This window comes from Streptosporangium amethystogenes (assembly GCF_000721075.1).
Taxonomy (GTDB): domain Bacteria; phylum Actinomycetota; class Actinomycetes; order Streptosporangiales; family Streptosporangiaceae; genus Streptosporangium; species Streptosporangium amethystogenes.
On record NZ_JOEQ01000005.1, the window covers coordinates 215,092 to 241,465 of the forward strand.

Annotated in this window: 20 protein-coding genes and 1 pseudogene; 17 read left to right on the forward strand and 4 right to left on the reverse strand. The window is 70.7% G+C overall.

The window, feature by feature from the left end; all coding sequences use genetic code 11:
• Positions 1-48: 48 nt before the first annotated feature.
• Positions 49-1,029, forward strand: a complete 981-nt coding sequence (locus IG98_RS0108840; protein ID WP_030908273.1) for an acetylxylan esterase — start codon at positions 49-51, stop codon at positions 1,027-1,029.
• Positions 1,030-1,259: 230 nt separating this feature from the next.
• On the forward strand, positions 1,260-1,580 hold the full coding sequence (locus IG98_RS44645) for a TrmO family methyltransferase domain-containing protein (RefSeq protein ID WP_211263915.1): 321 nt from the start codon (positions 1,260-1,262) through the stop codon (positions 1,578-1,580).
• Positions 1,581-1,632: 52 nt separating this feature from the next.
• Here the strand turns inward: IG98_RS44645 and IG98_RS0108850 are convergent, their stop codons facing one another.
• A complete protein-coding gene (locus IG98_RS0108850; protein ID WP_030908276.1) occupies positions 1,633-2,748 on the reverse strand; it encodes a LacI family DNA-binding transcriptional regulator in 1,116 nt (371 codons plus the stop codon).
• Positions 2,749-2,847: 99 nt separating this feature from the next.
• Between IG98_RS0108850 and IG98_RS0108855 the strand changes: the two genes are divergently transcribed.
• The 13 genes from IG98_RS0108855 to IG98_RS50285 all read left to right on the forward strand — a co-directional run bounded on the left by IG98_RS0108855 (position 2,848) and on the right by IG98_RS50285 (position 19,495).
• Positions 2,848-4,494: a hypothetical protein gene (locus IG98_RS0108855; protein ID WP_157594232.1), complete on the forward strand. Its 1,647-nt coding sequence runs from the start codon at positions 2,848-2,850 to the stop codon at positions 4,492-4,494.
• A gap of 117 nt (positions 4,495-4,611) precedes the next feature.
• On the forward strand, positions 4,612-6,000 hold the full coding sequence (locus tag IG98_RS0108860; protein WP_051751880.1) for an extracellular solute-binding protein: 1,389 nt from the start codon (positions 4,612-4,614) through the stop codon (positions 5,998-6,000).
• A complete protein-coding gene (locus IG98_RS0108865) occupies positions 5,997-6,926 on the forward strand; it encodes a carbohydrate ABC transporter permease (protein ID WP_030908283.1) in 930 nt (309 codons plus the stop codon). Before IG98_RS0108860 ends, IG98_RS0108865 begins: the two co-directional genes overlap by 4 nt.
• Entirely contained in the window at positions 6,923-7,795 is an 873-nt protein-coding gene (locus tag IG98_RS0108870; protein WP_245651459.1) for a carbohydrate ABC transporter permease, read from the forward strand. Before IG98_RS0108865 ends, IG98_RS0108870 begins: the two co-directional genes overlap by 4 nt.
• Before the next feature lie 6 nt (positions 7,796-7,801).
• Entirely contained in the window at positions 7,802-11,974 is a 4,173-nt protein-coding gene (locus tag IG98_RS0108875) for a glycoside hydrolase family 38 N-terminal domain-containing protein (protein WP_030908288.1), read from the forward strand.
• Entirely contained in the window at positions 11,971-12,555 is a 585-nt protein-coding gene (locus IG98_RS0108880) for a DUF7158 domain-containing protein (protein WP_030908291.1), read from the forward strand. Before IG98_RS0108875 ends, IG98_RS0108880 begins: the two co-directional genes overlap by 4 nt.
• A 17-nt stretch (positions 12,556-12,572) precedes the next feature.
• Complete coding sequence (locus IG98_RS0108885; protein WP_030908294.1) at positions 12,573-12,833, forward strand: hypothetical protein; 261 nt, start codon at positions 12,573-12,575, stop codon at positions 12,831-12,833.
• 10 nt (positions 12,834-12,843) lie between these two features.
• Positions 12,844-13,557, forward strand: a complete 714-nt coding sequence (locus tag IG98_RS0108890; protein WP_030908297.1) for an RraA family protein — start codon at positions 12,844-12,846, stop codon at positions 13,555-13,557.
• Positions 13,558-13,652: 95 nt separating this feature from the next.
• The gene (locus IG98_RS0108895; protein WP_157594233.1) at positions 13,653-16,805 is read left to right on the forward strand and encodes a hypothetical protein; all 3,153 of its coding nucleotides are present in this window, start codon (positions 13,653-13,655) and stop codon (positions 16,803-16,805) included.
• The gene (locus IG98_RS0108900) at positions 16,805-17,878 is read left to right on the forward strand and encodes a hypothetical protein (RefSeq protein ID WP_051751883.1); all 1,074 of its coding nucleotides are present in this window, start codon (positions 16,805-16,807) and stop codon (positions 17,876-17,878) included. Before IG98_RS0108895 ends, IG98_RS0108900 begins: the two co-directional genes overlap by 1 nt.
• Complete coding sequence (locus tag IG98_RS46715; RefSeq protein WP_030908306.1) at positions 17,860-18,294, forward strand: hypothetical protein; 435 nt, start codon at positions 17,860-17,862, stop codon at positions 18,292-18,294. Before IG98_RS0108900 ends, IG98_RS46715 begins: the two co-directional genes overlap by 19 nt.
• 125 nt (positions 18,295-18,419) lie before the next feature.
• Positions 18,420-18,782: a hypothetical protein gene (locus IG98_RS51855; RefSeq protein ID WP_030908309.1), complete on the forward strand. Its 363-nt coding sequence runs from the start codon at positions 18,420-18,422 to the stop codon at positions 18,780-18,782.
• 26 nt (positions 18,783-18,808) lie between these two features.
• The gene (locus tag IG98_RS50285) at positions 18,809-19,495 is read left to right on the forward strand and encodes a twin-arginine translocation signal domain-containing protein (RefSeq protein ID WP_169750094.1); all 687 of its coding nucleotides are present in this window, start codon (positions 18,809-18,811) and stop codon (positions 19,493-19,495) included.
• 727 nt (positions 19,496-20,222) lie between these two features.
• Here the strand turns inward: IG98_RS50285 and IG98_RS0108930 are convergent.
• Both IG98_RS0108930 and IG98_RS0108935 read right to left on the reverse strand, forming a co-directional pair.
• Entirely contained in the window at positions 20,223-20,978 is a 756-nt protein-coding gene (locus IG98_RS0108930; RefSeq protein WP_030908315.1) for a polysaccharide deacetylase family protein, read from the reverse strand.
• The gene (locus tag IG98_RS0108935) at positions 20,975-21,967 is read right to left on the reverse strand and encodes a dihydrodipicolinate synthase family protein (RefSeq protein ID WP_063766191.1); all 993 of its coding nucleotides are present in this window, start codon (positions 21,965-21,967) and stop codon (positions 20,975-20,977) included. Before IG98_RS0108935 ends, IG98_RS0108930 begins: the two co-directional genes overlap by 4 nt.
• Positions 21,968-22,226: 259 nt before the next feature.
• On the opposite strand from IG98_RS0108935, the pseudogene IG98_RS0108940 reads away from it, so the two are divergent.
• A pseudogene (locus IG98_RS0108940) lies at positions 22,227-22,385 on the forward strand (IS5/IS1182 family transposase); the annotation flags it as partial.
• Between the two features lie 147 nt (positions 22,386-22,532).
• On the forward strand, positions 22,533-22,814 hold the full coding sequence (locus IG98_RS0108945; protein ID WP_030908324.1) for a hypothetical protein: 282 nt from the start codon (positions 22,533-22,535) through the stop codon (positions 22,812-22,814).
• A gap of 342 nt (positions 22,815-23,156) precedes the next feature.
• On the opposite strand, the gene IG98_RS0108955 is transcribed toward IG98_RS0108945, so the two are convergent.
• Positions 23,157-26,366, reverse strand: coding sequence for a glycosyl hydrolase (locus tag IG98_RS0108955; protein WP_030908330.1), 3,210 nt, complete (start codon positions 26,364-26,366; stop codon positions 23,157-23,159).
• Positions 26,367-26,374: the final 8 nt, after the last annotated feature.

Genomic DNA, 26,374 nt, shown 5'->3' on the forward strand with positions numbered 1-26,374 from the left:
TGCGGCCGTACACGGCTCCCTTCCCACCCATGATCATCTGGAGACACCGTGCCCCTGTTCGACCTTCCGCTCGACCAACTGCGCTCCTACCGGCCCGACACCCCCGAGCCGGCCGACTTCGACGACTTCTGGACGCAGACTCTCGCCGAGGCCCGCAAGTTCGACCTCGACCTCGGCGTCGTCCCGGTCGACACTGGCCTGACCATGATCGACTCCTTCGACGTCAGCTACGCCGGATACGGTGGGACGCCGGTCCGCGCCTGGCTGCACCTGCCGGTCGACCGCACCGGACCGCTGCCTGCGGTCGTCGAGTACATCGGCTACAACGGAGGACGCGGGCTGGCGCACGAGCGCATCCTGTGGGCCGCAGCCGGTTACGCCCACCTGGTGATGGACACCCGCGGCCAGGGGGCGGCCGGAAGCTCGAAGGGCGACACGCCCGACCTCGAAGCCGCCGGAGACCCCGCTCATCCCGGCGTGATGACCCGCGGCATCCTCTCCCCTGAGACCTATTACTACCGGCGGGTCTTCACCGATGCCGTCCGCGCGGTGGACACCGTGCGCTCCCTGCCCGACGTCGACGCCAGGAAAGTGGCGGTCACCGGCGGCAGCCAAGGCGGGGGCATCACCCTGGCCGTCGCCGGGCTCGTCGAGGGCCTCGCCGCGGTCATGGCCGACGTGCCGTTCCTGTGCGACTTCCCCCGGGCGGTGACCATCACCGACGTCGCGCCGTACGTGGAGATCGTCAACTACGTGAAGACACACCGGGACAAGCTGGACACTGCCATGTCGACGCTCGGCTACTTCGACGGCGCGGCGCACGCGCGGCGCGCCACCGCTCCCGCGCTGTTCTCGGTGGCGCTCATGGACCGGGTCTGCCCACCGTCGACGGTGTACGCGGCGTTCAACCAGTACGGCGGGCCCCGGCAGATCAAGGAGTATCCGTTCAACGGGCACGAGGGCGGCCAGGCGTTCCACGAGGTCGAGCGGCTCCGGTTCCTCGCGTCGCTGTCGCGCCGCGGCTCATGACGTCCATGACGTCCTCGGAGCCCGCGTCCAGATGATCGGGCGCATCGCCGCGCTCTCTTCGCGAGAGCGCGGCACCGCCGGTCGAACACGGTCACAATGGGACGGCCCCCGACGAACCGAGGAGCCGCGGTGATGACAACTCCGTACGAGATCCGGCCGATCGGGCACGTCGAGTCGCCCCTGGTCGATCGCGAGGCCGTGCCGAAGCAGGGGTTCGAAGTGCGCCGGAAGTGCGACTGGTGTTCGACCCCGGCGTGGCGGAGGGCATCTGCGACCTCGCCGTCGGCGCCGACGTCCTCGTGCTGACCTGGCTTCATCGGGCACGGCGCGACGTGCTCGCCGTACACCCGCGTGACGACCCGCGGAATCCCGAGACGGGAGTGTTCAGCACCCGCTCCCAGGACCGGCCGAACCCGATCGGGCTGCACCGGGTGAGCGTGGCCACGATCGACGGACTCCGCGTGCTCCCGGGGATCTCGAAGCCCTCGACGGGACGCCCATCGTGGATGTCAAGCCGGTGGTCGCCGGTGGCAGGTAAGGCCGCCGGCTGACCCCGCCACCTCGCCGACGCGCCCAAGGGAGCGGGGCCGACCGGAGGAGCGTTCAGCCGGCGACCACGCGCAGGTAGGCGGAGGCGCTCTCGCGGGTGCGGATCTCGATGGGTAGCACGACGTGCTGCACCTCGCGTGGGGTCTCCGGCTGGTCGATGCGTTCGGCGAGCATCCGCATCGCCCTGCGACCCATCTCCTTCGACGGGAGGTGGGCCGCGGCGATGGTGAGTGGGAGCAGGTCGAACGGGCCCGCGTCGTCCATGCCGGCCAGTTCGATCTGGCCGGGGACCTCCACGCCCAAGGCAGTGAGGTTGCGGGCGGCGTGGGCCAGGACGTATCCGTTGGCGCACAGCAGCGCGGTGGGCGGCTCGGGACGGTCGAGCAGGGCGGCCAGCATGTCGAGCCGCCGCTGGTCGGGCAGCCTGAGGTAGGTGGTGAGGGCAGTGAGCTCGGGCGAGATCGGAATGCCGTGCTCGCGGAGCGCCTGGACGTGCCCGGTCAGCCGCTCCTGGACGCTGGTGCAGTCGGTCGCGTCCCACAGCGCCGTGATGCGGCGGTGCCCCTGGCGGACGAGGTAGTCGGTCAGCCGGTAACCCACGGAATAGTTGTCGAACAGGACGGCGTCGGTCGGGAACTCGGGGTTGTAGCGGTCGACCATGACCACGGGCACGCCGCGCCGCTTGAGCTCGGCCAGCGCCGGCGACTCCGCGCGTCCGTCGACGGAGTAGAGAGCCACGCCGCCCGCCTGGGCGTCCAGTGCCTGGCGTAGTGCCCGCTCCTGGAGCTCCATCGAGCCCTTGGTGTTCGAGAGGAACATCCGGTAGCCCAGCTCGGCGCAGACCGACTCGATGCCCTCGATTATGTCGGAGTTGTGTGGGCCGCTGCCGTGCATGATGTACGCGATCGACCGCTCCCGGGACCTGGCGGGCTCCGACGGCCGTTCGGCCACGAAGGTGCCACGGCCGCGTTGCCGTACCAGGTAGCCCTCGGCGACCAACTCGTTGAGCGCGCGCACCGCCGTGGTGGTGCTGACGCCGAAACGCTCGCAGACCTCGCGCTGGCTGACGAACGGCTGGTCCGGGACGTAGTCGCCGCGCGAGATGGCCGCCACGAGATCCCGCTTGACCTGCTGGTACAGCGGCTCCTGGCTGTCGGCCATCTCGTTCATACCGCCCCCCGTGGTCCCTTATTGCGATCATTGACACGTTAACACACTAAAGCTAATCTCGGGCGGCATTCGCTGAAATCACCGAGAGGCAGCGCACCTGTGAACTTCGCAATGTTCCTGGCGGCTCAGGACGCACGCTACGACCCCGAGGTCCGCATGCCGTGGCGCCCGTCCCGCAGCAACGGTTACCACACGGCACTTCCCGCGGGTACCAGGGTGCATGAGACGCGTGAATCCACCGACTACGCGCTCGCCCTTTTCCAGACGGGACAGGCGGACCGGGAGAAGCGGGCGTGCGACGTGCTGGACGCCGTGATCGGGCTCCAGGTGACCGACCCGCTGGCCGAGCACTACGGCATCTGGGGCTACTTCCTGGAGGAGCCGCCACAGCGGATGGCGCCCGCCGACTGGAACTGGGCCGACTTCATCGGCGTACGCCTGGCCCAGGTGCTCGCCGTACACGGGGGGAGGCTCCCCGGCGACCTGCGGGAAAGGACACGCGAGGCGCTGCACCACGCCGCGATGTCGATCTTCCGGCGCAACGTCGGGTCGCGCTACACCAACATCGCACTGCTCGGCACGGTAACCACGGCTGCGGCGGGGGAGCTGCTCGCCGCGCCGCACCTGCTGGACTACGCCCGGCAGCGGCTCGGCGCGCTGCTGGAGCTGCTGGAGCGCGACGGCGGCTTCGCCGAGTACAACTCCCCCGCCTACAGCCCGTTCCTGCTGGAGATCGTGGAGCGGGCCGCCCTGATCGTGAAGGACGCCGAGTTCCTGGAGGCGGCCGAGCGGCTGCGCGTGCAGGTCTGGGAGACGCTGGCCGAACGCTTCCACCCGGGCACGGGACAGCTCGCCGGGCCGCAGGCCAGGGCCTATGCCGACTGGCTCAGGCCTGACCTGGTCAGCTACCTGGCGGAGCAGACGGGGGCGCCGATCCAGGCGCGCGGCGACGGGCCCGGCGAGGAGGCGCCGCGGCTGTTCCCGTCGCTGCCCTGCCCGGCGCACGTGGCCGCGCGCTTCCTGGCGCTGCCGGACGACCCCGTCGAGGTCCGCACCCGCTTCGACGCCGACGTGATCGGCACGACCTGGCTCACCGATGACGCGTGCCTGGGCAGCGTCAACGAGGAGTTCGCCTGGATCCAGCGCCGCCCGCTGCTCGGCTACTGGCGCACCCCGGACGACCCCGCGGTGGTGCTCAGGGCCAGGATGATGCACAACGGCCACGACCTGACCGCGGCGTGGTGCCGCCAGGTCCAGGAGGGGCCACGGGTTCTGTCCGGCTGGTGGCTCAGCTACGACTCGGGCGACTTCCATCCCAACCTCGACAAGCCGGAAGGCAGCGTCTTCGACGTCGGCGACCTGCGCCTGCGGGTGACGCTGCGCGGGCGAGGAGTCGAAGGGAAGAGCCTCGGCGACGGCGTCTTCGCGCTGGCCGCGGGTGACCGGCGCGCGGTGGTGCACACGGTCCCCGCCGAGTTCCTCGGCCGGACCGCGACCTGGGCCCTGGTGGAAGAGGGTGACGAGGTGGCGGTCGAGGCCGTCCTGTACGGCGGGCCGCGCCGCCCCGTCGACTTCCATGAGGCGGTCCTGCGCGCGGCGTTCGCCGTCGAGCTGCTGCCGCCCGGCGAGGAGCCCACCCCCGCGAGTCTGCGCGGCGAGCCGTACGGCGACGGGCTGATCCAGTGGAGCTGGGCCGGTCTGACCGTGGCCACGCCGGACCACCCGACCTCCTTCGAGAGAAGTTAACGCGTTAAATGTGAGGGCTACTACAGGCTAGTTACGGATTCGTGCTTTACGTGTTAACGCCTGATTGCTAACTTCAAGCCAGCCCCGGGGGAACGCAGCCGCATGAACGGAGTTCCGATGAACAGAGAACTGGCGAGAGTGGCCACCGCCGGCGCCGCGGGAGCGCTGCTCCTGGGCCTGGCCGCCTGCGGTGGCGGCAGTGGCAGTGGCGGCGCCGATGGCGAGCGGGCGGCGGACGGCAAGGTCGAGATCACCGTGGCGGGCATGCCGCCCAGCACCCAGCCGGCGAGCCAGAAGGATTTCCTGGCCGATGTCGCCGCCTTCGAGCAGGCCAACCCGACCATCAAGATCAAGCCGACCGACACCCAGTACGACGTCAAGACCTTCGCGGCGCGCCTGGCGGCGGGCCAGCTGGAGACGGTGTTCCGGGTGCCGCTGACCGACCCGCCCTCCATGATCAAGCGTGGCCAGGTCGCCGACCTCACCGCCGACCTGAAGAGCCTGACCCACGCGGATTTCGACACGAGGCTGCTGGCTCCCGCCAGCGGCCCCGACGGGAAGGTCTACGGCCTGCCCACCGAGGCCTACGCGGCCGGTCTCGTCTACAACCGCGAGCTGTTCACCAAGGCCGGACTGGACCCGGACAAGCCGCCCGCGACCTGGGAGGACGTCCGCGCCGCCGCCAAGCAGATCAACGACAAGACCGGCGTTCCCGGGTTCGGCATGCACTCCACCAGCAACACCGGCGGCTGGATCCTCACCACCATGACGTACGCCTACGGCGGCCGGATGGAGAAGGAAGAGGGCGGTACGTACGTGCCCGCCTTCGACGACGCGTCCACCAGGACCGTGCTCGACCTGCTCAAGGCGATGCGGTGGGAGGACAAGTCGATGGGCACCCAGCAGCTTCGCAACTTCGACGACATGCTGCGCGACTTCGCCTCCGGCAAGATCGGCATGATGGTGGGCGCGCCCAACCTGTTCTCCGGCTACAAGCTCAAGTTCGGCGGCGACCCCGACAAGTTCGGCCAGACCACGCTGCCCATGGCCCCCGGGGGCGGGGCGCTCCTGGGCGGCACGGTCGCCGTCGTCTCGCCCAAGGCCACCCCCGAGCAGCGCCAGGCCGCCGTGAAGTGGATCGACTACTACTACCTGCGGCCCAAGTACGACGTGGCGCTGGCGGCCAAGCGGGCCAAGCAGCGGAAGGCCGACAACCTGATCGCCGGCCTGCCGGTGCTGCCGTTCTTCACCCAGGCGATCTCCGGCCCGGTGATCGAGGCCGAGCGGGCCAACTCCAACGTGCCGTGGGCCAACTTCGACACTTACATCAACGGCGTGGCCTCGCAGGAGTTCGTCCCCGAGCCGCCCGTCGCCGCCCAGGAGCTGTACGCCGCCCTCGACACCGTGGTGCAGGCCGTACTGACCCGCCAGGACGCCGACCCCGCCGCGGAGCTGAAGAAGGCGGTCGAGAAGGTGACACCGATCCTGGACAGGTCGCAGCAGTGACGGCGGTGCTGCACAAGGCGGAACGGGACGCGGTGGTCCGGCCGCGTCCCGCCCGCCGGGCCCGCCACCCCTACGCGCTGGCCTCGGCGCTGTTCCTGGCGCCGATGGTGATCGTCTTCGGCTACTTCTCGTGGTGGCCGATCGTCCAGAGCGCCCTGCTGGCCTTCCAGCGCACCAACCTGGTGGACCCGGCCCAGTGGGTGGGCTGGCAGAACTTCGCCAACCTCTTCGCCGATCCGCTGCTCGGCACTGCTGCCCTGAACACGGTGTGGTTCACCGTACTGGCGCTGATCTTCGGTTTTCCCGTGCCGGTGTTCCTGGCGGTGGTGATGTCGGAGCTGCGCAGGGGCGGCGGGCTGTTCAGGGTGCTGGTCTACCTGCCGGTCGCGGTGCCGCCCGTGGTCGCGGTCATGATGTGGAAGTTCTTCTACAACTCGGACTACGGCCTGCTCAACGGCATGTTCGGCCTGGTCGGGCTCGGCCCGTTCCCGTGGTTGCAGGACACCGCGTGGGCGATGCCGTCGCTGGTGCTCGAGGCCACCTGGGCGGGCGCGGGCGGGACGGTGCTGATCTACATCGCGGCGCTGACCTCGGTGCCGAAGGAGCTGTACGAGGCGGCCGAGAGCGACGGCGCCTCCATCTGGCGGCGGATCTGGCACATCACGCTGCCGCAGCTGCGCGGCGTACTGCTGCTCATGCTGCTCCTGCAGATCATCGGCACCTTCCAGGTGTTCACCGAGCCGTTCGTCATGACCGACGGAGGGCCCGAGGACTCCACGGCGACCGTGCTACTGCTCATCTACCGGTACGCCTTCGTCTACGGCGACTACGGCATGGCCGCGGCGCTGTCGGTGCTGCTGGCCGTGGTGCTCGGCCTGCTCTCGGCGGTGTACCTGCGCGCGACCAAGACTTGGAGCTCGACGTGAGCGGACTGATCTCCGACTCCGACAGGAAGCGCCGCACCGTGCGGGCGGTGCTCGGCTCGACGCAGTTCGCCGTCTTCCTCGGCATCCTGGTGCTCGGCCTCGGCCCGATCCTCTGGACGGTCAAGGGCGCCCTCTCGCCCACCCAGGAGCTGCTGACCGATCCGCTGAAGCTGTTTCCCAGCCAGCCCGACTGGGCGGCGCTCGGCGAGGCGTGGAGCCGGCTGCGCATCGGCCATTTCATGCTCAACACCGTCATCCTGGCGGGCGGCTCGTGGCTGGCCCAGATCATCGTGTCCACGATGGGCGCCTACGCCCTGTCGGTGCTGCGCCCCCGGTACGGCAAGTACGTCTACGGCGCGATCCTGGCCACCCTGTTCCTGCCGGGCAGCGTCTCGCTGGTCGCGCTCTATCTCACCATCCTCGACCTGCCGCTGACCGGCGGCCTGTCGATCGCCAACACCCCGTGGGCGGTCTGGCTGCCGCACGCCGCGCACGCGTTCACGATCCTGCTGATGAAGCGGTTCTTCGACGGCATCCCGCGCGAGCTGTTCGGCGCGGCCCAGGTGGACGGCGCGGGGCCGTGGCGGATGTTCTTCCTGATCGTGCTGCCGATGTCCAAGCCGATCCTGGCCGTCGCGTCGCTGCTGACGCTGATGAGCGCGTGGAAGGACTTCCTGTGGCCCATGGTGGCCATCTCCGACGGGGAGGCGCACCCGATCTCGGTCGCGCTGCCCAGGCTGGCGGAGTTCTCCGAGGAGAACATGGTCATCGCCGGGATGTTCCTCGCGCTGATGCCGCCCGTGCTGATCTTTATCGCCTTCCAGAAGTACATCGTGCGCGGTGTGGGATTCACCGGACTGAAGGGGTAACACGTCTTGTCGACATGCATCACCGCCGTGGAGTCCACCGATCTGTTCACGGCGTCGGGGCAGGTGGTCCGCGTCCATCTGTCGGGCGGCCCCGTGACCGTCACCGTCAACGGGACCGGCCTGTACGGCACGGCCGACGGCTCCGGCGTCGTGGAAGTGCCCGTGGAGACCTCGCTGCCGCCCGGCACCGCCGTACCCGTGGTCGTCACGGCGGGGGAGGCGCGGGCGGAGGCGGTCGTCACCGTGGAGGAGCCGGGGTGGACGATGTTCCTGGTCTCGCACTTCCACTACGACCCGGTCTGGTGGAACACCCAGGCCGCCTACACCTCGCCGTGGGAGATGCTCGCCGGTGACGCGACGACCAGGCCGCTGTGGGAGCGCAACGGGTTTGCTCTGGTGGAGGCGCACATCGACCTGGCGCTGCGGGACCCCGTGTACACGTTCGTCCTGTCCGAGATCGACTATCTGAAGCCGTTCTTCGACACCCACCCGCACCGGCTGGCGGACCTGCGCGCACTCATGGCCGAGGGGCGGGTGGAACTGGTCGGCGGCACGTACAACGAGCCCAACACGAACCTCACCGGGGCCGAGGCGACGATCCGCAACATCGTGTACGGCATCGGCTACCAGCGCGACATCCTCGGCGGCGACCCGGCCACCGCGTGGCAGCTGGACGTGTTCGGGCACGACCCGCAGTTCCCCGGATACCTCGCGGCGGCCGGCCTGACCGGGTCGGCGTGGGCGCGCGGGCCCTTCCACCAGTGGGGACCGATCGAGGTCGTGCCGCACGAGCTGCGCGGGTCGGCGCGGGCGATGCAGTTCCCGTCGGAGTTCGAGTGGATCTCGCCGTCGGGGCAGGGCGTGCTGACCCACTACATGCCGCACCACTACTCGGCGGGATGGTGGATGGACTCCGCGCCGTCCCTGGAGGAGGCCATGGACGCGGTGTACGAGCTGTACCGGCGGCTCAAGCCGGTCGGCGCGACCCGCAACCTGCTGCTGCCCGTCGGCACCGACTACTCCCCGCCCAACAAGTGGGTCACCGCGATCCACCGGGAATGGGCCTCCCGCTACGTGTGGCCGCGGTTCGTCTGCGGGACGCCGCGGGACTTCCTGTCGGCGGTGCGCGCCTCGGCGACGTCGTTCAGCCCGCAGACCCGCGACATGAACCCGATCTACACCGGCAAGGACGTCTCCTACATCGACACCAAGCAGGCCCAGCGGGCGGGCGAGGTGGCGGCGGTGGACGCGGAGAAGCTCGCCACGCTCGCCTCGCTGCGCGGCCTCGGCGCCTACCCGCACGCCGCGCTGGACAAGGTGTGGCGGCAGCTCGCCTATGGCGCGCACCACGACGCGATCACCGGCTCCGAGTCCGACCAGGTCTACATCGACCTGCTGTCCGGCTGGCGGGAGGCGTACGACCTGGCAGCCTCGGTGGTGGACACGTCGCTGGCGGCGCTGGCGGGACGCGTGGACACCTCCGGCGAGGGGACCGCGGTGGTGGTCACCAACACGCTGTCCTTCGACCGCACCGCCCCGGTCTCCGTCCCCCTGCCCGTCCCCCTTCCCGATGGCGCCGCGCCGCCGCTGGTCGACGACACGGGCACGCCGGTCCCCGCGGTGGTCGACCGGGGCACGCTGCGCTTCCTCGCCGAGGACGTCCCCGCCATGGGCTGGCGCACATGGCGGCTCCTGGGCGAGGACACCGGGACGGCGGCCGCCGATCCCGTCTGGACGCCGCTGGCGGGATCCACGATCGAGAACGCCCGCTACCGGGTGACCGCCGACCCTGCCCGCGGCGGCGGCCTGTCCGCCGTCACCAACCTCGTCACGGGCCGCGAGCTCCTCCAGGACGGTGCGGTCGGCAACGAGCTGCGCCTGTACGCGGAGTACCCCGAGCACCCCCGGTTCGGCGAGGGCCCCTGGCACCTGCTGCCCACCGGCGAGGTCACGGGCACCGCCGAGCACCCCGCAGAGGTACGCGCCGAACGCTCCGTCCTCGGCGAACGCCTGGTGATCACCGGCACCCTGGAGGGGCTGTCGTACGAGCAGACCGTCACCCTGTGGCACGGCGTGGACCGGGTCGAGTGCTCGACCCGCGTGGTGGACTACGCGGGCGCCGACCGCCTGCTGCGGGTGCGTTTCCCCATCGACCTGCCCGGCGCCCTGCCGGTGTCCGAGGTCGCGGGCGCGGTCGTGGGGCGCGGTTTCGCCCTCCCCGACGTGGACACCGCCGACGCGCCCTGGACTCTCGACAACCCGGCCAACACCTGGTTCGCCCTCAGCTCCACCGCGCGCGTGGACCTGGGCGAGGCCGGTCAGCGGGCGCTCGGGGTGGCCGAGGTGGTGGTGCCCGACCTGGAGGACGCCTCCGGCCTGGCGCGCGATCTGGTGGTCGCGCTGGCCCGCGTGGGCGTCACCGCGACCACCTCCAGCGCCGACTGGTCCCGGTACGGCTGGCTGGAGGTCGACTCCAACCTGCCCGACTTCCGGATCGTGCTGGGCGGCCCGGAGACCAACGACCTGGCGGCCGAGCTGCTCGACCGCGCGGGACCCGGCTACGCCGAGACCCTCACCGAGCACGGCCGCGTCTGGATCCCGGCCGAGGAGCCGCTGGCCGAGGTGTGGCGGCCCAACGCCGACCTCCGCGACGCCCGCGCCCTGCCCGCCCTCGTCGTCGTGGAAGAGCAGGTGGCGACGGTGGCCGCTGAGCTGGCCGGCGGGCGGATCGGCGCGCCGTGCCCCGGCGACCTGGCGGAGTCCGAGCGGCTGACCGATCACACCGTCGCGCTGCTCACGTACGGCCTGCCGGGCTTCGCGGTGGACCCGACCGGGGCCATGCACCTGTCGCTCATGCGCTCCTGCACCGGCTGGCCGTCGGGTGTGTGGATCGACCCGCCCCGCCGTACCGCTCCCGACGGGACCTCCTTCCAGCTCCAGCACTGGACCCACGAGTTCCGGTACGCCCTGGTGTCCGGCGACGGTGACTGGCGCGCGCTGCGGCTGCCCGCGCGGGGCCAGGAGTTCAACCACCCCCTGTACGGCAGGGCGGAGCCCGAGCACGGCGGCGACCTGCCCGCCGTCCACTCCTTCCTCCGGCTGGAGCCCCAGCGTGCGGTCCTGATCTCCACGCTCAAGCCCACCGGCAACCCCATCGCCCACGGCCGGATCCCGCAGGAGGGGCGCGAGGTGACGCTGCGGGTGGTGGAGGCCACCGGGTTCGGCACCACCGCCCGCGTGTCGGGTGAACTTCGGGTGGCCGGGGTACGAGAGGCCGACCTGCTGGAACGGCCGGGCGAGCCGGTGGCCGGCTTCCCCGAGATCGTGCTCCGCGGTGCGGAGGTGGCGACGTTCGTGATCACCCCGGAGGAAGGACGGAGTGGCGGGGCGGCGCTCGGGCCGGTGGCGGAGGTGACGCAGCCCGTCTACAGCCGGTACTGGCTGCACAACCGGGGGCCCGCACCCATGGGGTACCTGCCGGTCAGCGTCACCGTCTCGCCCGGCCTGGCCACGGCGACCGACGGCCCGGTCCTGGTCGAGGTGGTCGTGGCCACGCACCTCACCGGTGCCCGGGCCGAGGGCACCGTCGAGCTGATCACGCCCGACGGCTGGACCGTGTCGGAGACGCGCCTGCCGTACAAGGTGAGCGCGGAGGAGCCGGCCGTCTTCCCGGTCACCGTCACCCCGCCCCCGGGCGCCGAGCCGGGGTCGTACTTCGTCGCCGCCCGCATCCGGCACGAGGGCCAGGCGTTCGAGGACGTCGTCACCGTGGTCATCGGCGACCTCCCCCACGGCGAGGCGGTACGGCCGGACGGCCAGGCGGTGATGCGCGGCACGACGGCGGAGACGGGCAGGGACACCGGGCTCTCCGTCGCGCCGACCACCCCTGAGATCGTCCTGAGGCCGGGTAGCGAGGCGGCGATCACGATGGTGCTGGCCAACCGGACCAGGGGCGAGATCAGGGGCGAGGCGCAGCTGGTCTCCCCGTGGGGCACCTGGGAGCTGCTGCCCGACGCGGTGACCGGGTTCGTGGTGGGCGCGGGGGAGAGCGCCGAGCTGAGCTTCCCGATCAAGGTGCCGCTGGACGCCGCACCGGGACACGCGTGGGCGCTGCCCAAGGTCATGTGGTTCGGCCGGGCCCAGTACGCGCCCGCCATACGCCTGGAGGTGACCCGGTGAGCCGCGGTCACGGTCATGGTCACGGGCAGGATCACGGTCACGGGTACGGCGAGGACGCGGCGGGGTTCGTCGACGGCCGGGCCGTCCCCAGAGCCCTGGTCGACGACCGCCTCGGCGCGCTGCGCAGGGGGCCGCGCGCAGCGGCCCTCCCCGTGGAAGGCAGCTCGGAGGACCGGCAGCTGGCCCGCTGGGTCGCGCAGGTCGTGCTGACCGAGCGGCTCTGTGCCGCCGAGGTCGTGAACAGGGGCCTGACCGAGGAGCCGGAACGCCCGCTGGACCAGCGGGCGGCCGTCGAGCTGGGCTCCATCAACGCCGCCGCGTACGCGGGCAGCGCCGACGTGCGCGCCGTGTACGCGGTGGTCACCGCCGACGTGGACGCCGACGAGGCCGAGGTCGCCAGCCTCGGCAGGTACCGCCCGGACACCCCCGTCACCGACCTGCGCGACCAGGTACGGCAGGCCGCCCGGCGCCGTGCCTTCGCCCACTGGCTCGACCGCCAGCGAGCCACCCGTCTCACCCTCGTCTCAGGCCTCGAACACCCAGGAGATCCCACCCAGCCGGATAACCGTCACCGTCACTGAGAGGATCGACACCCCCTATGAGATCCGCCCTCCGCCGCCTCGCCGCGGCGCTCCTCATGCTGCCCATCGTGATCGCCCAGCCCGCGCACGCCGCCCAGCAGCAGGCGACCGTGACGTTTGGCACGACGCTTGAGCGCAGCGGCGTCTTCCCGGCGACCGGGCCGATCACCGTCGTCGACGCATACGGCCGTGGCTCGACGCTCCCCTCGACGGCCACCTTGTCCCTGGGGCCGTCACCCGTCTTCGTCGACGGGCCGATCGCCGGCATCACCGGATAGCGGAGGACCCATGCACCGCCTGCAGCGCTGGAACACCCCGTCGGTCTACAACGGCTGGGAACAAATCACCCGCCACGACGTCGCCGCCGACGGCTTCAACCTGGAGGAGACCAGGGACTTCATGCCCCAGATGGGGCCCATGGTCGGCCGGGCCGTGACCGTCGTGGTGGAGCCGAGCAACCCGGCCCATCCGAAGGACGTGTGGGCGCAGTACCGGCGCTACGTCGCCTCCGTCCCCGGCCCGAAGATCGTCGTGGTCCAGGACCTGGACAAGCCGCGCACGATCGGGTCGTTCTGGGGCGAGGTCAACAGCAACGCCCACCGCGCGCTCGGCTGCGTCGGCACGATCACCGATGGCGCGATCCGCGACCTCGACGAGATGACCGGCGCCGGGTTCAAGGCCATCGCGCGGCGGCTGTGCGTGGGCCACGCCCACGTGGTGCCGGTGCGGTGGGGCGTGCCCGTCGAGGTGTTCGGCCGCGTGGTCGAGCCGGGACGGCTGGTTCACGCCGACAAGCACGGCTTCCTCGCCATCCCGCCGGAGGACGAGGCGGGAGTCCTGGAAGCCGTCGGGTTCATGGACGCCAACGAGTGCGCGACCGTCATCCCGGCGGCGCGTCAGGCCGGGCGGTCGCTGGAGGAGGTGATCAAGGACCTGGAGGCGGCAGGCACGGCATTCGCCGAGGCCGCGCGCGACAGGTTCGGCGGACACGGCGAATGGTGAGCCGACAACCAACGGTGAGCCGAAAACGAAGGTCAGGTGCCGCCCGCCACGACGGCCAAGAAGGGGCGGGCGGCCGCACACGAGAAAGGACTCGTATGAAGAGCATTTTAGGGCGGACGGCCGCGGTCTGCGCGGCCATGCTGGTCGCCGGGCTGCTGACGGCCCAGCCGGCCGCCGCCGCGACCCCCGCGGCCGGCGCCGTGCTCGGTGCGAACCCCGTCTACACCGGCGTCACCCGGGCCTGGCCCGGTGACGCGGACAAGAACCCGGCCACCGCGGTGAGCGAGCGCGACGGCGTCTCCTGCTGGCAGACCTCCGGCACGCCGTACAACAGGTACGTCTATGTGGACGTCGCCGACTCCGCCATCCCGGCGGGCGCGACCACGGCCTATGTCGTGGTCCGTTACTTCGACGCGGGGCCCGTCGGCGTGGACGTCCACTACGACTCCACCTCCGGCGCGTTCACCGGCTCGGCCAACCTGGCGCTGACGGGATCCGGCACGTGGAAGACCGGTCAGTTCCAGCTCGGGAACATCAACTTCAAGAATCGGACCAACGGCGCCGACTTCCGGCTCAACGTCAAGGCGGACGCGGGCGCGATGCCCGGAGTCTGCTTCTCCCGGATCGACGTCCACTTCACCGACCCCTCCCAGCTCACCGTGACGAACCCCTCGCTGGTCTTCACCAAGGGGGGGAACGCCATCACCTTCGCCGCCGCCGATGACCAGATCGCCTGGACGATCGGTGACCCGGCCGGTGTCCCGCTGCGCTCGGGGACGCTGCCCGTCGCGAACGGCGCCGCGTCGCTCGACATCTCCGACCTGGGTCCCGGCTACTACACCCTGACGGCGAAGACCGCGCTCACCACGAGGACGACGTCGTTCGGCGTGATCACGCCGCTCGCCGCCAGGGACCCCTTCTTCGCCGTCGCCATGCACTACGGCTGGCAGCAGGCCACCGAGGCGGCCATGCTGGAGACCGCGGGCCGGATCGGCTGGACCGAGGTGCGCTCCGACGCCAACTGGTCGGCGATCGAGAAGCAGGCGGGCGTCTACGAGTTCGCCGGCTACGCCTTCGACAAGGGCATGCGCGAGGCCGCCAAGCACGGCATCACCTCGATGCCGATCCTGGGCTACCGCAACCCCCTGTACGACGGCGGCAAGACGCCCAGCACGCCGGCGGGGCTGGGGGCCTTCGCGAACTTCGGCGCCGCGACGTCCACGCAGTACGCGGCGCTGACCAAGGACATCTCGATCTACAACGAGTACAACTCGACCGGCTTCAACGACGGCGCCTGCGGCATCACCCCGCAGTGCTACCTGAACATGGTCAAGGCCGTCCATCCGGCGATCAAGCGGGCCAACCCGGCGGCGAACGTCGTCGGCCCCACCTCGGCGGGCACCCAGCTTTCCTGGCACCAGGGCTTCTTCGACCTCGGTGGCCTGGACTACCTCGACACCTTCAGCGTCAACTTCTACGGCTACAGCGACTCCGGCCCCGGCACCCCGCCGGAGAAGACGGCGATGACCGGCGACTTCCCGAAGCTCGTGGGGATGGTGAAGCAGAAGAAGGACATGCCGATCTGGATCAGCGAGAACGGCTGGCCCACCCACACCGCCGGCTCGACCGAGGCGCAGCAGGCCGACTACCTGATCCGGGCGCAGACCCTGGCCAGGACGGCGGGCGCGGACAAGTACTTCTGGTACGACCTGATCGACGACGGTGACAACCCGGGCGAGCGAGAGCACCGGTTCGGCCTGTTCCGGCGTCCGGGCGCGGGTGTCGCCGCGCCGTCGCCCAAGCCCGCCGCGATAGCCAACGCGGTGCTGATCAGGCAGGTGGCGGGCCGTACGTTGGGGGCGCGCGAGGACGCGGGCGACGCCGCCGTCTACTCCTACCCCTGGAGCGGCGGCGTGCGGGTGCTCTGGGCGACCGACCCCCGCACGGTCGAGCTGCGCACCGACGTGCCGCTGACCGTGACCGACCAGTACGGCGCGGCCACCACGTACGCGCCGAACGCCGGAAAGGTCCGGCTCGACCTGGACGGCAGCCCGGTCTTCGTCAACGGTCCCGTCCGGAGCGTCACGACGGTGACCCCGGCGCTGTCGGTCTCCGCGTCCGCGCAGTCGGTCACCGGCGAGAAGCTGGCCGTCACGGTCACCGCCGACCGCACCGACGGCGCGAAGCTGCCCAAGAAGCTGGCCGTCGCCGCCGGTGACGCCCGAGCCACGCTGGTCACCGAGAAGGGGCGGAAGACTTCGGTCACCTTGGAGCTGCCCGCGACCGGCTCGACGGGCAGACGCGCGGTCACCGTCGCCGCGGCCAAGAACCACGACCCGATCGCCCGTCTGCGCGGCGGCACCCAGGTCGTCAAGCCGTACACGGTCGTGGGCCGTCCGATCATCGACGGCAAGCGCCTGAAGATGACGGTCACCAACAACAGCCCCACGACCACGCTCGAATCCGGTCCGGTGACCTGGCGGGTGGGGGCGTGGCAGGGGACGGCGACCGCTCCCGAGGTGCCGCCGCTCGGCTCGGCATCGGTGGAGGCCCCGGTCAGCGCCGCGGCCCCGTACGTGTCCTATTCCTACGCGGTGACCGCGGGAGACGCCGTCGACAGCGGGTCGCTGAGCTTCAGCCCCATTGAGGAGGCCGGGGCGACCACGCTCGACGCCATCGACCTCGACATCCTGGGCAGGTGGGTGGGCCTGCGGGGCGGCACCCGGTCCGGCCCGGAGGATATTTCGGGAAATATCAGGTTCACGCACACTGATCAGGCGCTCATCCTCGACGCGGTGATCAAGGACGATGTGCACAACGCCGCACGTACCGACCCGTCGCTGGCCTGGCAGACGGACTCGATCCAGTACGACATCTACTCGGCGTTCCCCGGCGAACTCGGCGGCACCAGGGTCGAGGTCGGCGCGGCGCTGCTGCCGAGCGGTCCCGCCGCCTACACCTGGACGGCACCGCCGGGCGGGCAGGCAGGGCCGACACCGGGCGCGGACGTCTCGATCGTGCGCGACGAGACGGCCAAGACCACGACGTACCGCCTGGCCGTACCGTGGGCGTCGCTGGGCTTCGACGGACCGCCGAAGGGCGTGATCGGGCTGTCGTTCCTGGTCAACGACGCCGATGCGGGCACCAACGGCGACGCCCGCGACGGCTATCTGGAGTGGGGCGGCGGCGTCGGCGCAGCACCGAAGAACCCCGCTCTCTTCCGCTCGGCCCAGCTCGTGAGCGGCTGATGCATATCGTCGCCACGGGTGCGCACCTGACGTACCCGCACGCCAACGGCTTCCACGACGACCGGCTCGTGCTCGCCCGCTACGAGCCGGGGGTCGGGGCGACCGGCCTGGTCAGCGTGCGCCGGCGTGAGGAAGAGCGGGGACCGGGCGGGGGCGGGGGACTCGACGAGTGGCCCGTGGCGACGATCGCGCCGCGGCGCGACGGCGTGGTACGGCCCGCGTACCCCGACGTCGCCCGCGGCACCGGCCGGACCGTCTGGATCTGGGACGACGTCCTGTACATCGCGGACCGCCCGGGTTCGGTGGAGCGGGTGTACCAGGCTCCTCCCGGCAGCGCCCTGCAGGACCTGTGCAGTGTGACCGCCGACGGCGGCCAGGTGGCGATGACGCTGGAGACAGGGGACGAGCGCACCTGCCTCAGGCTCGACCTCGCCACCGGCGCGCTGACCGAGGTCTTCACCATGTCCTGGTTCGCCAACCATGTCCACCACTGCCCGTACGACGAGTCGTGGCTGGCCTTCTCCCACGAGGGACCGGCCCGCGACACACCTGACCGGATGTGGGCCTGGCACGACGACACCGCCCGGTGCGTGCTCGACCAGGCCGCGATCTCCGACACCACCGGCGCCTTCGTCGCGGTGGGACACGAGCGGTGGTTGTTCCACGACCTCGGCGCGGCCGTGATCGGTTACGGCGAGAGCGCGGCGGGCCCGCGCGGCCTCTACTTCGTCCACCCCGACGACCGCCCGCCCGTGCTGGTCGGCGCGGGCGACCGGTTCTGGCACTGTGACGTCAGTCGCGACGGCCGCTGGGCGGCCGTCGACACCACCGGCCCCTCCGACCTGCCCGGACGTGGCTGGCAGGACGCGGGCGGCGTCTCCGACGTGCTGCTGATCGACGTCGCCTCAGGAGACCGGGTACGGCTGGCCCGCACCCCGGCCTCCTCCCACCCCTACCACCCGCATCCGGTCTTCTCGCCCGAAGGCGACGTCGTGCTGTTCAACAGCACGGAACCGGATGGCGCCGTAGCCGTGACAGCTGTGAGGAATCCACTTTGTACGTCAACGACCTGAGCTTCGATCCCCGCCACGCCTGGCACCCCGTCCCCTGGCTGGCGGGCGCCGAGTGGACGGTCGAAGTGTTCACCACCCAGGACGCCTGGGGGCTCGACCCCGCCCGCACGTCCTTCGACGGCCACCGGCTGACCGCCGACCGCCTGCAGTGGCTCGGCGGCCAGCGGCAGGCGCCGGGGCACGTCACGGTGACCTTGGAGGAGGGCTCCTGGCAGATCACCGCCGAGCACGCGGACGCGGTCAAAGGGGTGAAGCTGCTCCTGCGCGGGGGTTCGGTGCCAACGGAGCGCACGTCGCCCGCTATCCGGACTGGGAGTGCTCGGCCCTGCGCAGCCCCTCCGACCGGTACTCGGCGCTGGTCAACACCCCTGACTGGGACAACGACCGGGCAGTGGAGGACGACCAGATCTTCCTGAACCCCGGCGAGCCCGCCTTCCAGCGGCACCTCGTTGAGCAGGTCGGCTCCGTGGTCGAGCGCTAAGGTGTCGAAGGGGTTTTCCTCGACACCAGCGCGTGCTGGTTCAACGACCCGCGCCACGAGGTGTACGTCGGGTACCGCGATCTCGTCGCCGAGCTGCGACGCCGCCATCCCGGCCTGCTGGTATGCGGCGAGGGCTGGTACGACGCGCTGCTCGCGATCTTCCCGATGAACCAGACCTGGCTGGACATGGCCGCGCCACCGCGCTTCGACGAGCTGCCGATGAGATACGCCAGGGTGCTCGGGCATCTCCTGGACGGCGCTCCCGGCGCGGGCAGCACGGGCGTCCACGAGGGAGGAACGCGGCCGCTCGGCCTACCGCTGCGGGTGGACGGGTACGTGCCCGTGCTGTCCATCGTGGACGACACCTTCCCCAAGCATCACGACGCGGTGCGCGCCTTCTGCCGCGCCGTCGCAGGGCCGTGACACCCCTTCGACCCGAGGAACCCCCCATGACCGACGTCACCCGCCGATCCTTCCTCGCCACTACCTCCGCGGCGGCCGCCACGGTCGCGCTCGCCCCCATCGTACTCGCCGACGCCTGGATCAGGCCCGGTGAGACGGCCGCGCTGCCGCCCGCCCGCGTCGTGCACGGCGGCAGCGCCTTCGACCTGTTCGCGCGCTACCGGGCCGACAACGGCATCGACACCTGGCCAGGGCTCAGGGAGAAACTGTCCGCGCCGATCCACGCCACGCTGGCCAGGTCGGTGCACCTCAAGGTGGACATGTGGCAGCCGACCGGCGGAACGTGGGCGACGGGCAAGCCTGAGGTGGCCTTCGACTGCCTCAGTGCGGTGCCCGGCGGGCCGTACAGCGTGGAGCTGGCCAGCTACTACGCCGACGGGCGGCACGACCACAACTATCCCGACTTCCTCACCTTCGACTACCTCGGCGGCTCGGCCCGGTTCAAGGAGCCGGCACCGAGGGGGTCGGCGGCGACCGGCTGTTCCGCCACCTCAGCTCCAGCCTCGGCTTCTTCCTCAGCACCATGCAGCAGGACAGGGCGAACGTCTACGACAACCCCAACAGGAACGGCGTCGTCGTCCAGCAGTGGCCGCTCGGCACCGCGGTCATGCACGACAGGATCGCCTTCTACCCGCACAACCTGGACAGGGGGATCGATACCACGGAGAACCTGAGCTGGGCCCTGGCGTTCGGGCTGAACATGCATTACCAGGCCCAGCACATGGAGGGCGACTTCCGGATGGGCCGCGGGTTCGAGGCGCTGAAGGCGCTCTCGATCGTGCAGCGGGAGATCGCTCGCCGCTACTTCGGCCGGGCGATGACCGGTTTCCGGTACGTCAGCGAGGATCTGAAGGTGTCGCGCACCACGTTCGACGGCGTGGAGATCATCGCTTCGCACGACCTGGCGCCTCGCTCGCTGGACCTGCCCGGTGGTCTCGCGCCCGTCGCGGTCGCGCCGCACGGCTTCGTCGCGCTGTACGGCGGGGCGCCGCTCTACGCCCTCACCGCCGACGAGCACCACGCACCCGGGTATCTGTCGCGCTGGTCGGCGGGCCGGTTCGTGCCGAAGATCGCCTGGTACCCCGCCGACCTGGCCGGATGCCGATTCAACGTGATCAAGTCCGATCTCAGGCTGACCGTCTCCGCCGCCGAGCTGCCCGCCGGCGAGCCGCGGGCCGTCTCGCTGGCGATCACCGACTGGGCCGGTACGCCGGTCGACCTCGCCGGGGCCGAGGTGACCTACGAAGTCAGCGACCACGGCCTGGCCCGGGTTCGCGACGGGCGGCTGGTGACGCGCGGGGACCGCAGGACGGGCTGGGTGACCGTGCGGGCGGTGGTGACCCGGTCGGGTGTGCCCGCGTACTCCAGCATCGAGCTGGTGAAGCTGGTGTAAGCCGGATCTCAGCCGTCCAGGTCGTCGAAGCCGAGGCTGCCCAGGCCAAGCTCGGAGGCCTGGGCGAGGATCGCCTCCACCCGTCCCGGCGCGGTGTGGTTGGCCTGGTGTCGGTCGGCGATCGCGTGGGCGTAGAAGGTGACGGCCTCCGCCCGTTCCGCCGCGCGGACGAGCGCCGACCGCACCGACGCGTCGCTCACGCCCGCGGGCCTGAACTCCTTGCCGGTGTCGACACCTGCGCCCAGCAGCACGCGTCTCCCGGCCGCCTCGGCCGCGGGCACGAAGATCGCGTCGGCGGAGGCCAGATCGGTGCCCGGATCGATCCTCGCTCCGCCGCGCAGCCGGGTGAAGATCCGGCCCAGGACCTCGTCCGAGGCGCCGTCGCGGCGGCTCACGGGATAGGCGAAGCAGCGTGGCTCGAAGCCGTGTCCGCGTAACGCGTCCAGGCACGGGTCGACGTCCTCGCGCAGGTAGCCGTCACCGCCCAGCGCGGCGATCCGGTCCGGCGCCCACAGGTGCCGGTAACCGTGCGCGCCGACCGTGTGGCCGTCGTCGGCCAGCTCGCGGAGCCCACGCCAGTCGTCGGCGCCGAGCTTGTACGGCTCGCTGATGAAGAACGTCACCCGGGCGCCGTACCGGGTGAAGATCTCCCTGGCCGCGCTCCACTCGGGGACGAAGTAGTCGTCGAAGGTCAGCAGCAGGATCCCGCCGCCAGCTCCGGCGTCGGCGGCGATCGGGGCCGTCCCGGGTTCGCCGCGCGTCATGGCCGCACATTCCGCGGCTCGGCGCCGCCGCCGGTTCCGCACGCCTCAAGCAGGCCGAGCCTGTCGAGTTCGGCGCGGAGCGCGTCCCTGTCCACGGGGCGGAGCGGGGCGCGGCACGGGCCGAGCTCGGGGCCGAGCATCGAAGCGGCGGTCTTGAGCGCGGGCAGGCCGCCGAAGGTCTCGCAGACGTCGACGGCCTGCCGTACCAGGCTCTGCAGGCGCCGGGCGGTGACGAGGTCGCCGTCGGCGTGCGCCCGCGCCAGGCGGTGGAAGAGCGGCGCGGCGAAGTTGTAGGTGCTGCCGACCGCCTCGGTGGCGCCGAGGGCGAGGGCAGCCAGCAGGATCTCGTCGCGGCCGAAGCAGAGCCGTACCGACTCCTGGAGGCAGCGGTCGAAGTCGGCGAGCCGGTAGTCGGTGAACTTCACGCCGGCGAAGGTCGGGATGTGCTCGCGGGCCGCCCTGACGAACTGCGTGATCGGCAGGTCCACGCCGCTCATCGAGGGGATGTGGTAGTAGAGGAACGGCAGCGTGGGGGCCGCGCCGGCGATCCGGCCGCACAGTTCGACCAGCTCGGCCACGGTGCGCGGACGGAAGAAGTGCGGCGGCAGGGCCGCGATCGCGTTGGCTCCTGTGCTCTCGGCGTGTGCGGCCAGCGCCCGGGCCTCGCGTACGTTGTCGTGGCCGACGTGCACGATCACCTCCAGACCGTCTCGAAGGTCGTCCCGGGTGCCGTCGTCGTCTCGCACGCCGGCCCGCGAGCTGTCCCGTAGGTCGTCTCGTGCGCGGAGCCAGGACACGGCCAGCCGCGTCCGTTCGTCCACTGTCAGCGATGGCCATTCGCCGGTGGTGCCGCCGACGAAGACGCCGGCGACGCCGGATCCGGCCAGGTGGGCCGCCTGGGCGGGGACCACGCTCAGGTTCAGCGCGCCGTCGGCGCACATGGGCGTGAAGGGGGCCGCGATCAGGCGGACGGGAGGTGGAGGTGCCATGCGGCTGCTCCTCTCGCGGAGGCGGACGATCATCGGCAAGGCTACCGGAAAACGGCTCCATATAACGCGTTAACACTCTAAATACCTGCGATATCCGCCTGACGACGCCGACGGGTGCCCCCGGCTCGGCGGATCGTGCGTGACAGCGGATCGCGCGTGACAAGGGAACGTCATGGTTTTCGATGCGGCGAGGGCGGGGGACTGGGGCGCCCCCAGTGGCCTGCGGAGCTCCCCATGGGCACGCCGCTGCGCTGGATGTCGCGGTACCCGGAAAGGCCGTCGCGTGATCACCTGCTTCACCCAGGCCATGCTCATCCTGCGCTGGCTCCTGGACAACACCCGAATCACGCAGCTCGCGATCGATCACGGCGTCAGCCGCACGACCGCCTACCGCTACCTGCACGAGGGCATCGTAGTTGCAAGGTATGTGCAACAAGGGGAGACGTGCGGCGATCTTACAAGGGCGGGATGATGGCCCGGCCGCGGGTCTTCGGCCCGCGCTCGGAGAGCCTTGGCCGTCGTGGGAGACGCTTCCATGGATTGTCGAGTCGCGGCTCGTCGCCGCGTGGGAGGAGCACACCCGCCGACACCGGACCCCGACGACCAGCGTCGCCACTATCGCGAGCTCGGCCGAGACCAGCCCACGGTCAGGTACAGGCCGCCGAAGACGCCGATCGCGGTGGCCTGGGCGAGCATCGGGCCGGTGGACGCGACCAGGATGGTGATCGACGGTGCGAGCCCGCACAGCGTGGAGGCCGCGGTGAAGGCGGCGAAGGTCTTTCACCCCCACTCGAATCACAGCGCCTCACGGCGCAGGCCGAAGACCGTACAGTCCCCGCGCGCATGACTGCCCGCGATGGCATGTGATGGTTGTCGTTGACGGTCTCGGCGAGGGAGAAGTTGTCAGCGTCGTAGCCGAAGCGCGCCATGACCGACAGGTCGTCGGCGCCTCCGTAGGGGCTATAAGGACCTGGTCGTCGGGCAGCGCGTCTGCCCCGATGTGAGTGGCAACAACGGGAGGTAGGTGCCCGCACCCGTCTCACCGATCAGGTCCGATAGGGCGAGCAGCGTGGAAGCGGCTGATACCTGGGCAGGAGAGAGCAGTGGAGCGGCGACCGTGGCGAGCGCGCCTGTATCGAACAGCCGGAAGTCGGCGCGTCGGGACATGGTGGGATTCATGTTGACTCCGCTACTCAGCCAGGACGAGTGGCAGGTACTGGCCGATGTCCTTGGTCTTTCCGATGCCGGAAGCCCACTCGATGTAGCCCGTACGGCCGTGCCCGTCGTCGTCGTTGACCAGGAAGGAGAAGTCGACGACCGTGTCCGTGGTGGACACGCCGATCAGCTCCTTGGGCAGGGTGACCGCGTAGGCCGTAGTCTTCGCCGCCTTATCCCGGGTGATCACCGCCGTGGCGTCCGTGATCCTTCCGCTTCGACCGGCGTAGCCGTAGACCGTGGCCGTGCCATCGGTCAGCCGGGCGGCGCCGAACTCGAATCTTTCCTTCGTGGCGAAGGCGAACTGGATCGAGTCCTTGGTCCAGAGGCTCGTCGCATCGGCGGTCGACGTGTGCACGTCGTCGGTGACGACCGCGTGGATCGTGATGGTGTCGCCCGTGTGGCTCGCCCACATCCGGCCGGAGAGGTCGGCTGCTCCGGCGATGCCGTCACCTGCCAGGTTGACGACCGTTCCCGACGTGGCCAGATCCGCGACGGGCGGGTTCGCGGTTCCGTCAGGCAGCACGGGAGCGAGGGCGGTGTTCCCGTTCACGGTACGGGTGATGCCGTCGCTGAACCTGACCTCGGCGCTCATCGGCAGCCGCGTCCACCCGGGCAGGCCAGTCACATCGAACGGCAACGTCGCGGACCGGCCCGGCGCGATGTCCAGGCGCTTCCGGAGAGTGACCGGATGTTCTCCTATTCGTGCGGCGACATGTGTCGCGCTGAGCGTCGTCGACGCGCTCGCGTTGCCAATGACGACCTGAGCACCCGGGGCACCTGCCGTGAAGGCGGGTCGCACATCGACGGACGCGCGATTGTCCACCACCGGCACGTCGCCGGTGAGACGCGCGACCACCTCTCCCTTGACCAGCACGTTGATGGTGTACGGCGAGCTCCCCGTCGTGTCCGGCGCCGGGATGCTCAGCGTCGCCTTGCTCAGCTTCCGTGACACCGACGGCACGAGCACCCTGTGGGCGCCGTCGGGGGTGGCGAACGTGACGGTCACGGGTTCGGCGTTGCGCTGCGAGCGGCAGTCGACCTTGACCGTGACGTCGATGGACTCTCCCGCAGCGGCCACCGCGGGGTAGCCGGCACGATAGACGAGGGCGGCAGGCCCGCACGGCTTTCTCAGGACCGGTGGAGGATCCTCCCCGCCGGCGGGCACGCCGGGACTGGTGACCGCTGAGACGGCACCGGAGAGGTAGACCGGGTGCTCCGTCAGCGCGAGTCGCATGGAGCCGTCTGTGGTGTTCGACACCCCCCAGCGATCGGTCACGGTCACGGCGCCGGCGGCGGTCACGTTCACCGCCTGCGGGCTCGTCGCCCAGAGAACCCGGGTCGTCGCGCCGGAGGAGTTCGTGAAGAGCGCGGAGTACGCGCCGGAGGCGAGGGCCTCCAGCCTGGTCGGCCGGTATCCGGCGAGCCGGCGGGTGAGCACGGCGTAGGTCACGTAGGCCGGTTTGGGCGCCGCGACGGACTGGCCGCTGTTGATGTCGCGAAGCAAGCCGTACCTGCATTCCTTGTCGTCGGCGTTCACGCAGTCGTCGAGGAAGTCGTACCAGTACTCACGGGTGACGCCCGTCTGGATGTTGAGCACTAGGTCCCGGACGAGGTAGTCGGCCTGCTGTGCTTCGCTCACCCCAGCGTTCGCGGTGTTCCACCCGGTCTCGCTGAGCCACAGCGGCTTGTCCTGCCCGTTGTTGTACTGCCGGATCAGTGCGCGCAGCGAGGCCAGTTGGGGCGCGGTGACACCCTCCGGCGCCGCGTTGCGCGCGTAGGTGTGGACGCTGACGGCGTCGACGTAGTCGAGGCCGCCCAGCTCGAACAGCCGCTTCAGCCACGCGAGGTCGACGCCGGCGAGCACGGGACCGGCGACCACGGCGCCCGGCACCGCGGCGTGGATCGCCTCGGAGGTGGGCTTGAGCAGTTGCAGGTAGCAGTCGGCCGTCGTGCCGCAGGCGCCGTCGTTGAAGCCGGTGCCGTTGTACTCGTTGTAAACCTCGTAGTCGGCGGCCGTGCCGAACTGCTGGGCGACGAAACGGGCGTACGCGGCGAAGGCCGCGATTCCCTCCGGAGTGCTGGGGGTCTTGCCCCCGTCATAGAGCGTGTTCCGGTAGTTGAGGATGACCAGCGGCCGCAGGCCCATCGACACGATCTTGTCGAACCTCTCCTGGATGAGCGTGGGGATCGCGTAGACCCCCTTGGCCTTCTCCACGGAGCTCCACGAGACGTCGAAGCGCACGTAGGAGACTCCGAGCTCGTCCATGGTCGGCAGCTGGTTCAAATTGAGCGCCGCGGCGTGCCAGGCAATGCCGAAGGGGCTGCCGACGTTCTGCGCGTTGTCGTTTTGCGGCGGGAGGACGGCGAACGACGTCCTTCGAGTGATCGGGTCGGAACCTGCGGTCGTCAGTTCGAGCCCGTAGTAGCCGTTGCCGAGGCCGGGGAGGGCCAGGGCGCCGACGCCCCCGCTGATCGCCGTGGTGCCGCTGCGCACGGCTTGCCCGGCCACGTCGGTCACCTTCCAGTCGATGCTGGGCCGGTTACTCGTCATGGTGATCGAAGCGGGGCCGGTGGTGAAGACGAGGTCCGGGTTGGTGATGCTGAGCTCGGCGGGGATGACCGGCGGGACCGTCGTGTACTGCTCGAAGCCGGGGTTGGCGGCCAGGTTGGCCGACGAGCCTGGCGCGGTGATCGTCAGGTCGTCCAGCCAGAGGGCGCCGGCGTCCTGGAGCAGCAGGCGCAGGGCGAGACTGCTCTGCGTGGCCGTCGTGGTGTAGCTCCAGGTGAACCGTGTCCAGTCATAGCTGCCGGCCGGGAACGACTGCCGCACGCTCCAGTCCGGGCTCAGCACGAACTGGGCGGCCGAACCGGAGGGCAGGCCGCCCGCCTTCACCCAGGCGCTGAACTGGTAGGTGGTCGACGGCGCGAGGGTGACGGCCTGCACGATGCCGCCGTAGACGTTCGAGGCCTTCGGCGTGGCGTTGACCACCTTCACCGCGGCCGCGCCGCCGTGCGGGGTCTGCGTGTCGGCCGTGACCGTGAGGTCGGTGCCTCCGGTCGCGTATTGTGTCCACGACGCGAAGGTGTGCGAATCGGCCGTGCCGGCGGAAGCCGTGGCCGTGGATCCGCCCCAGGCCAGCACCGCGGCGGCCAGGGCGGCGAGTAAACGTGGCGATGTCATGGTCGTCA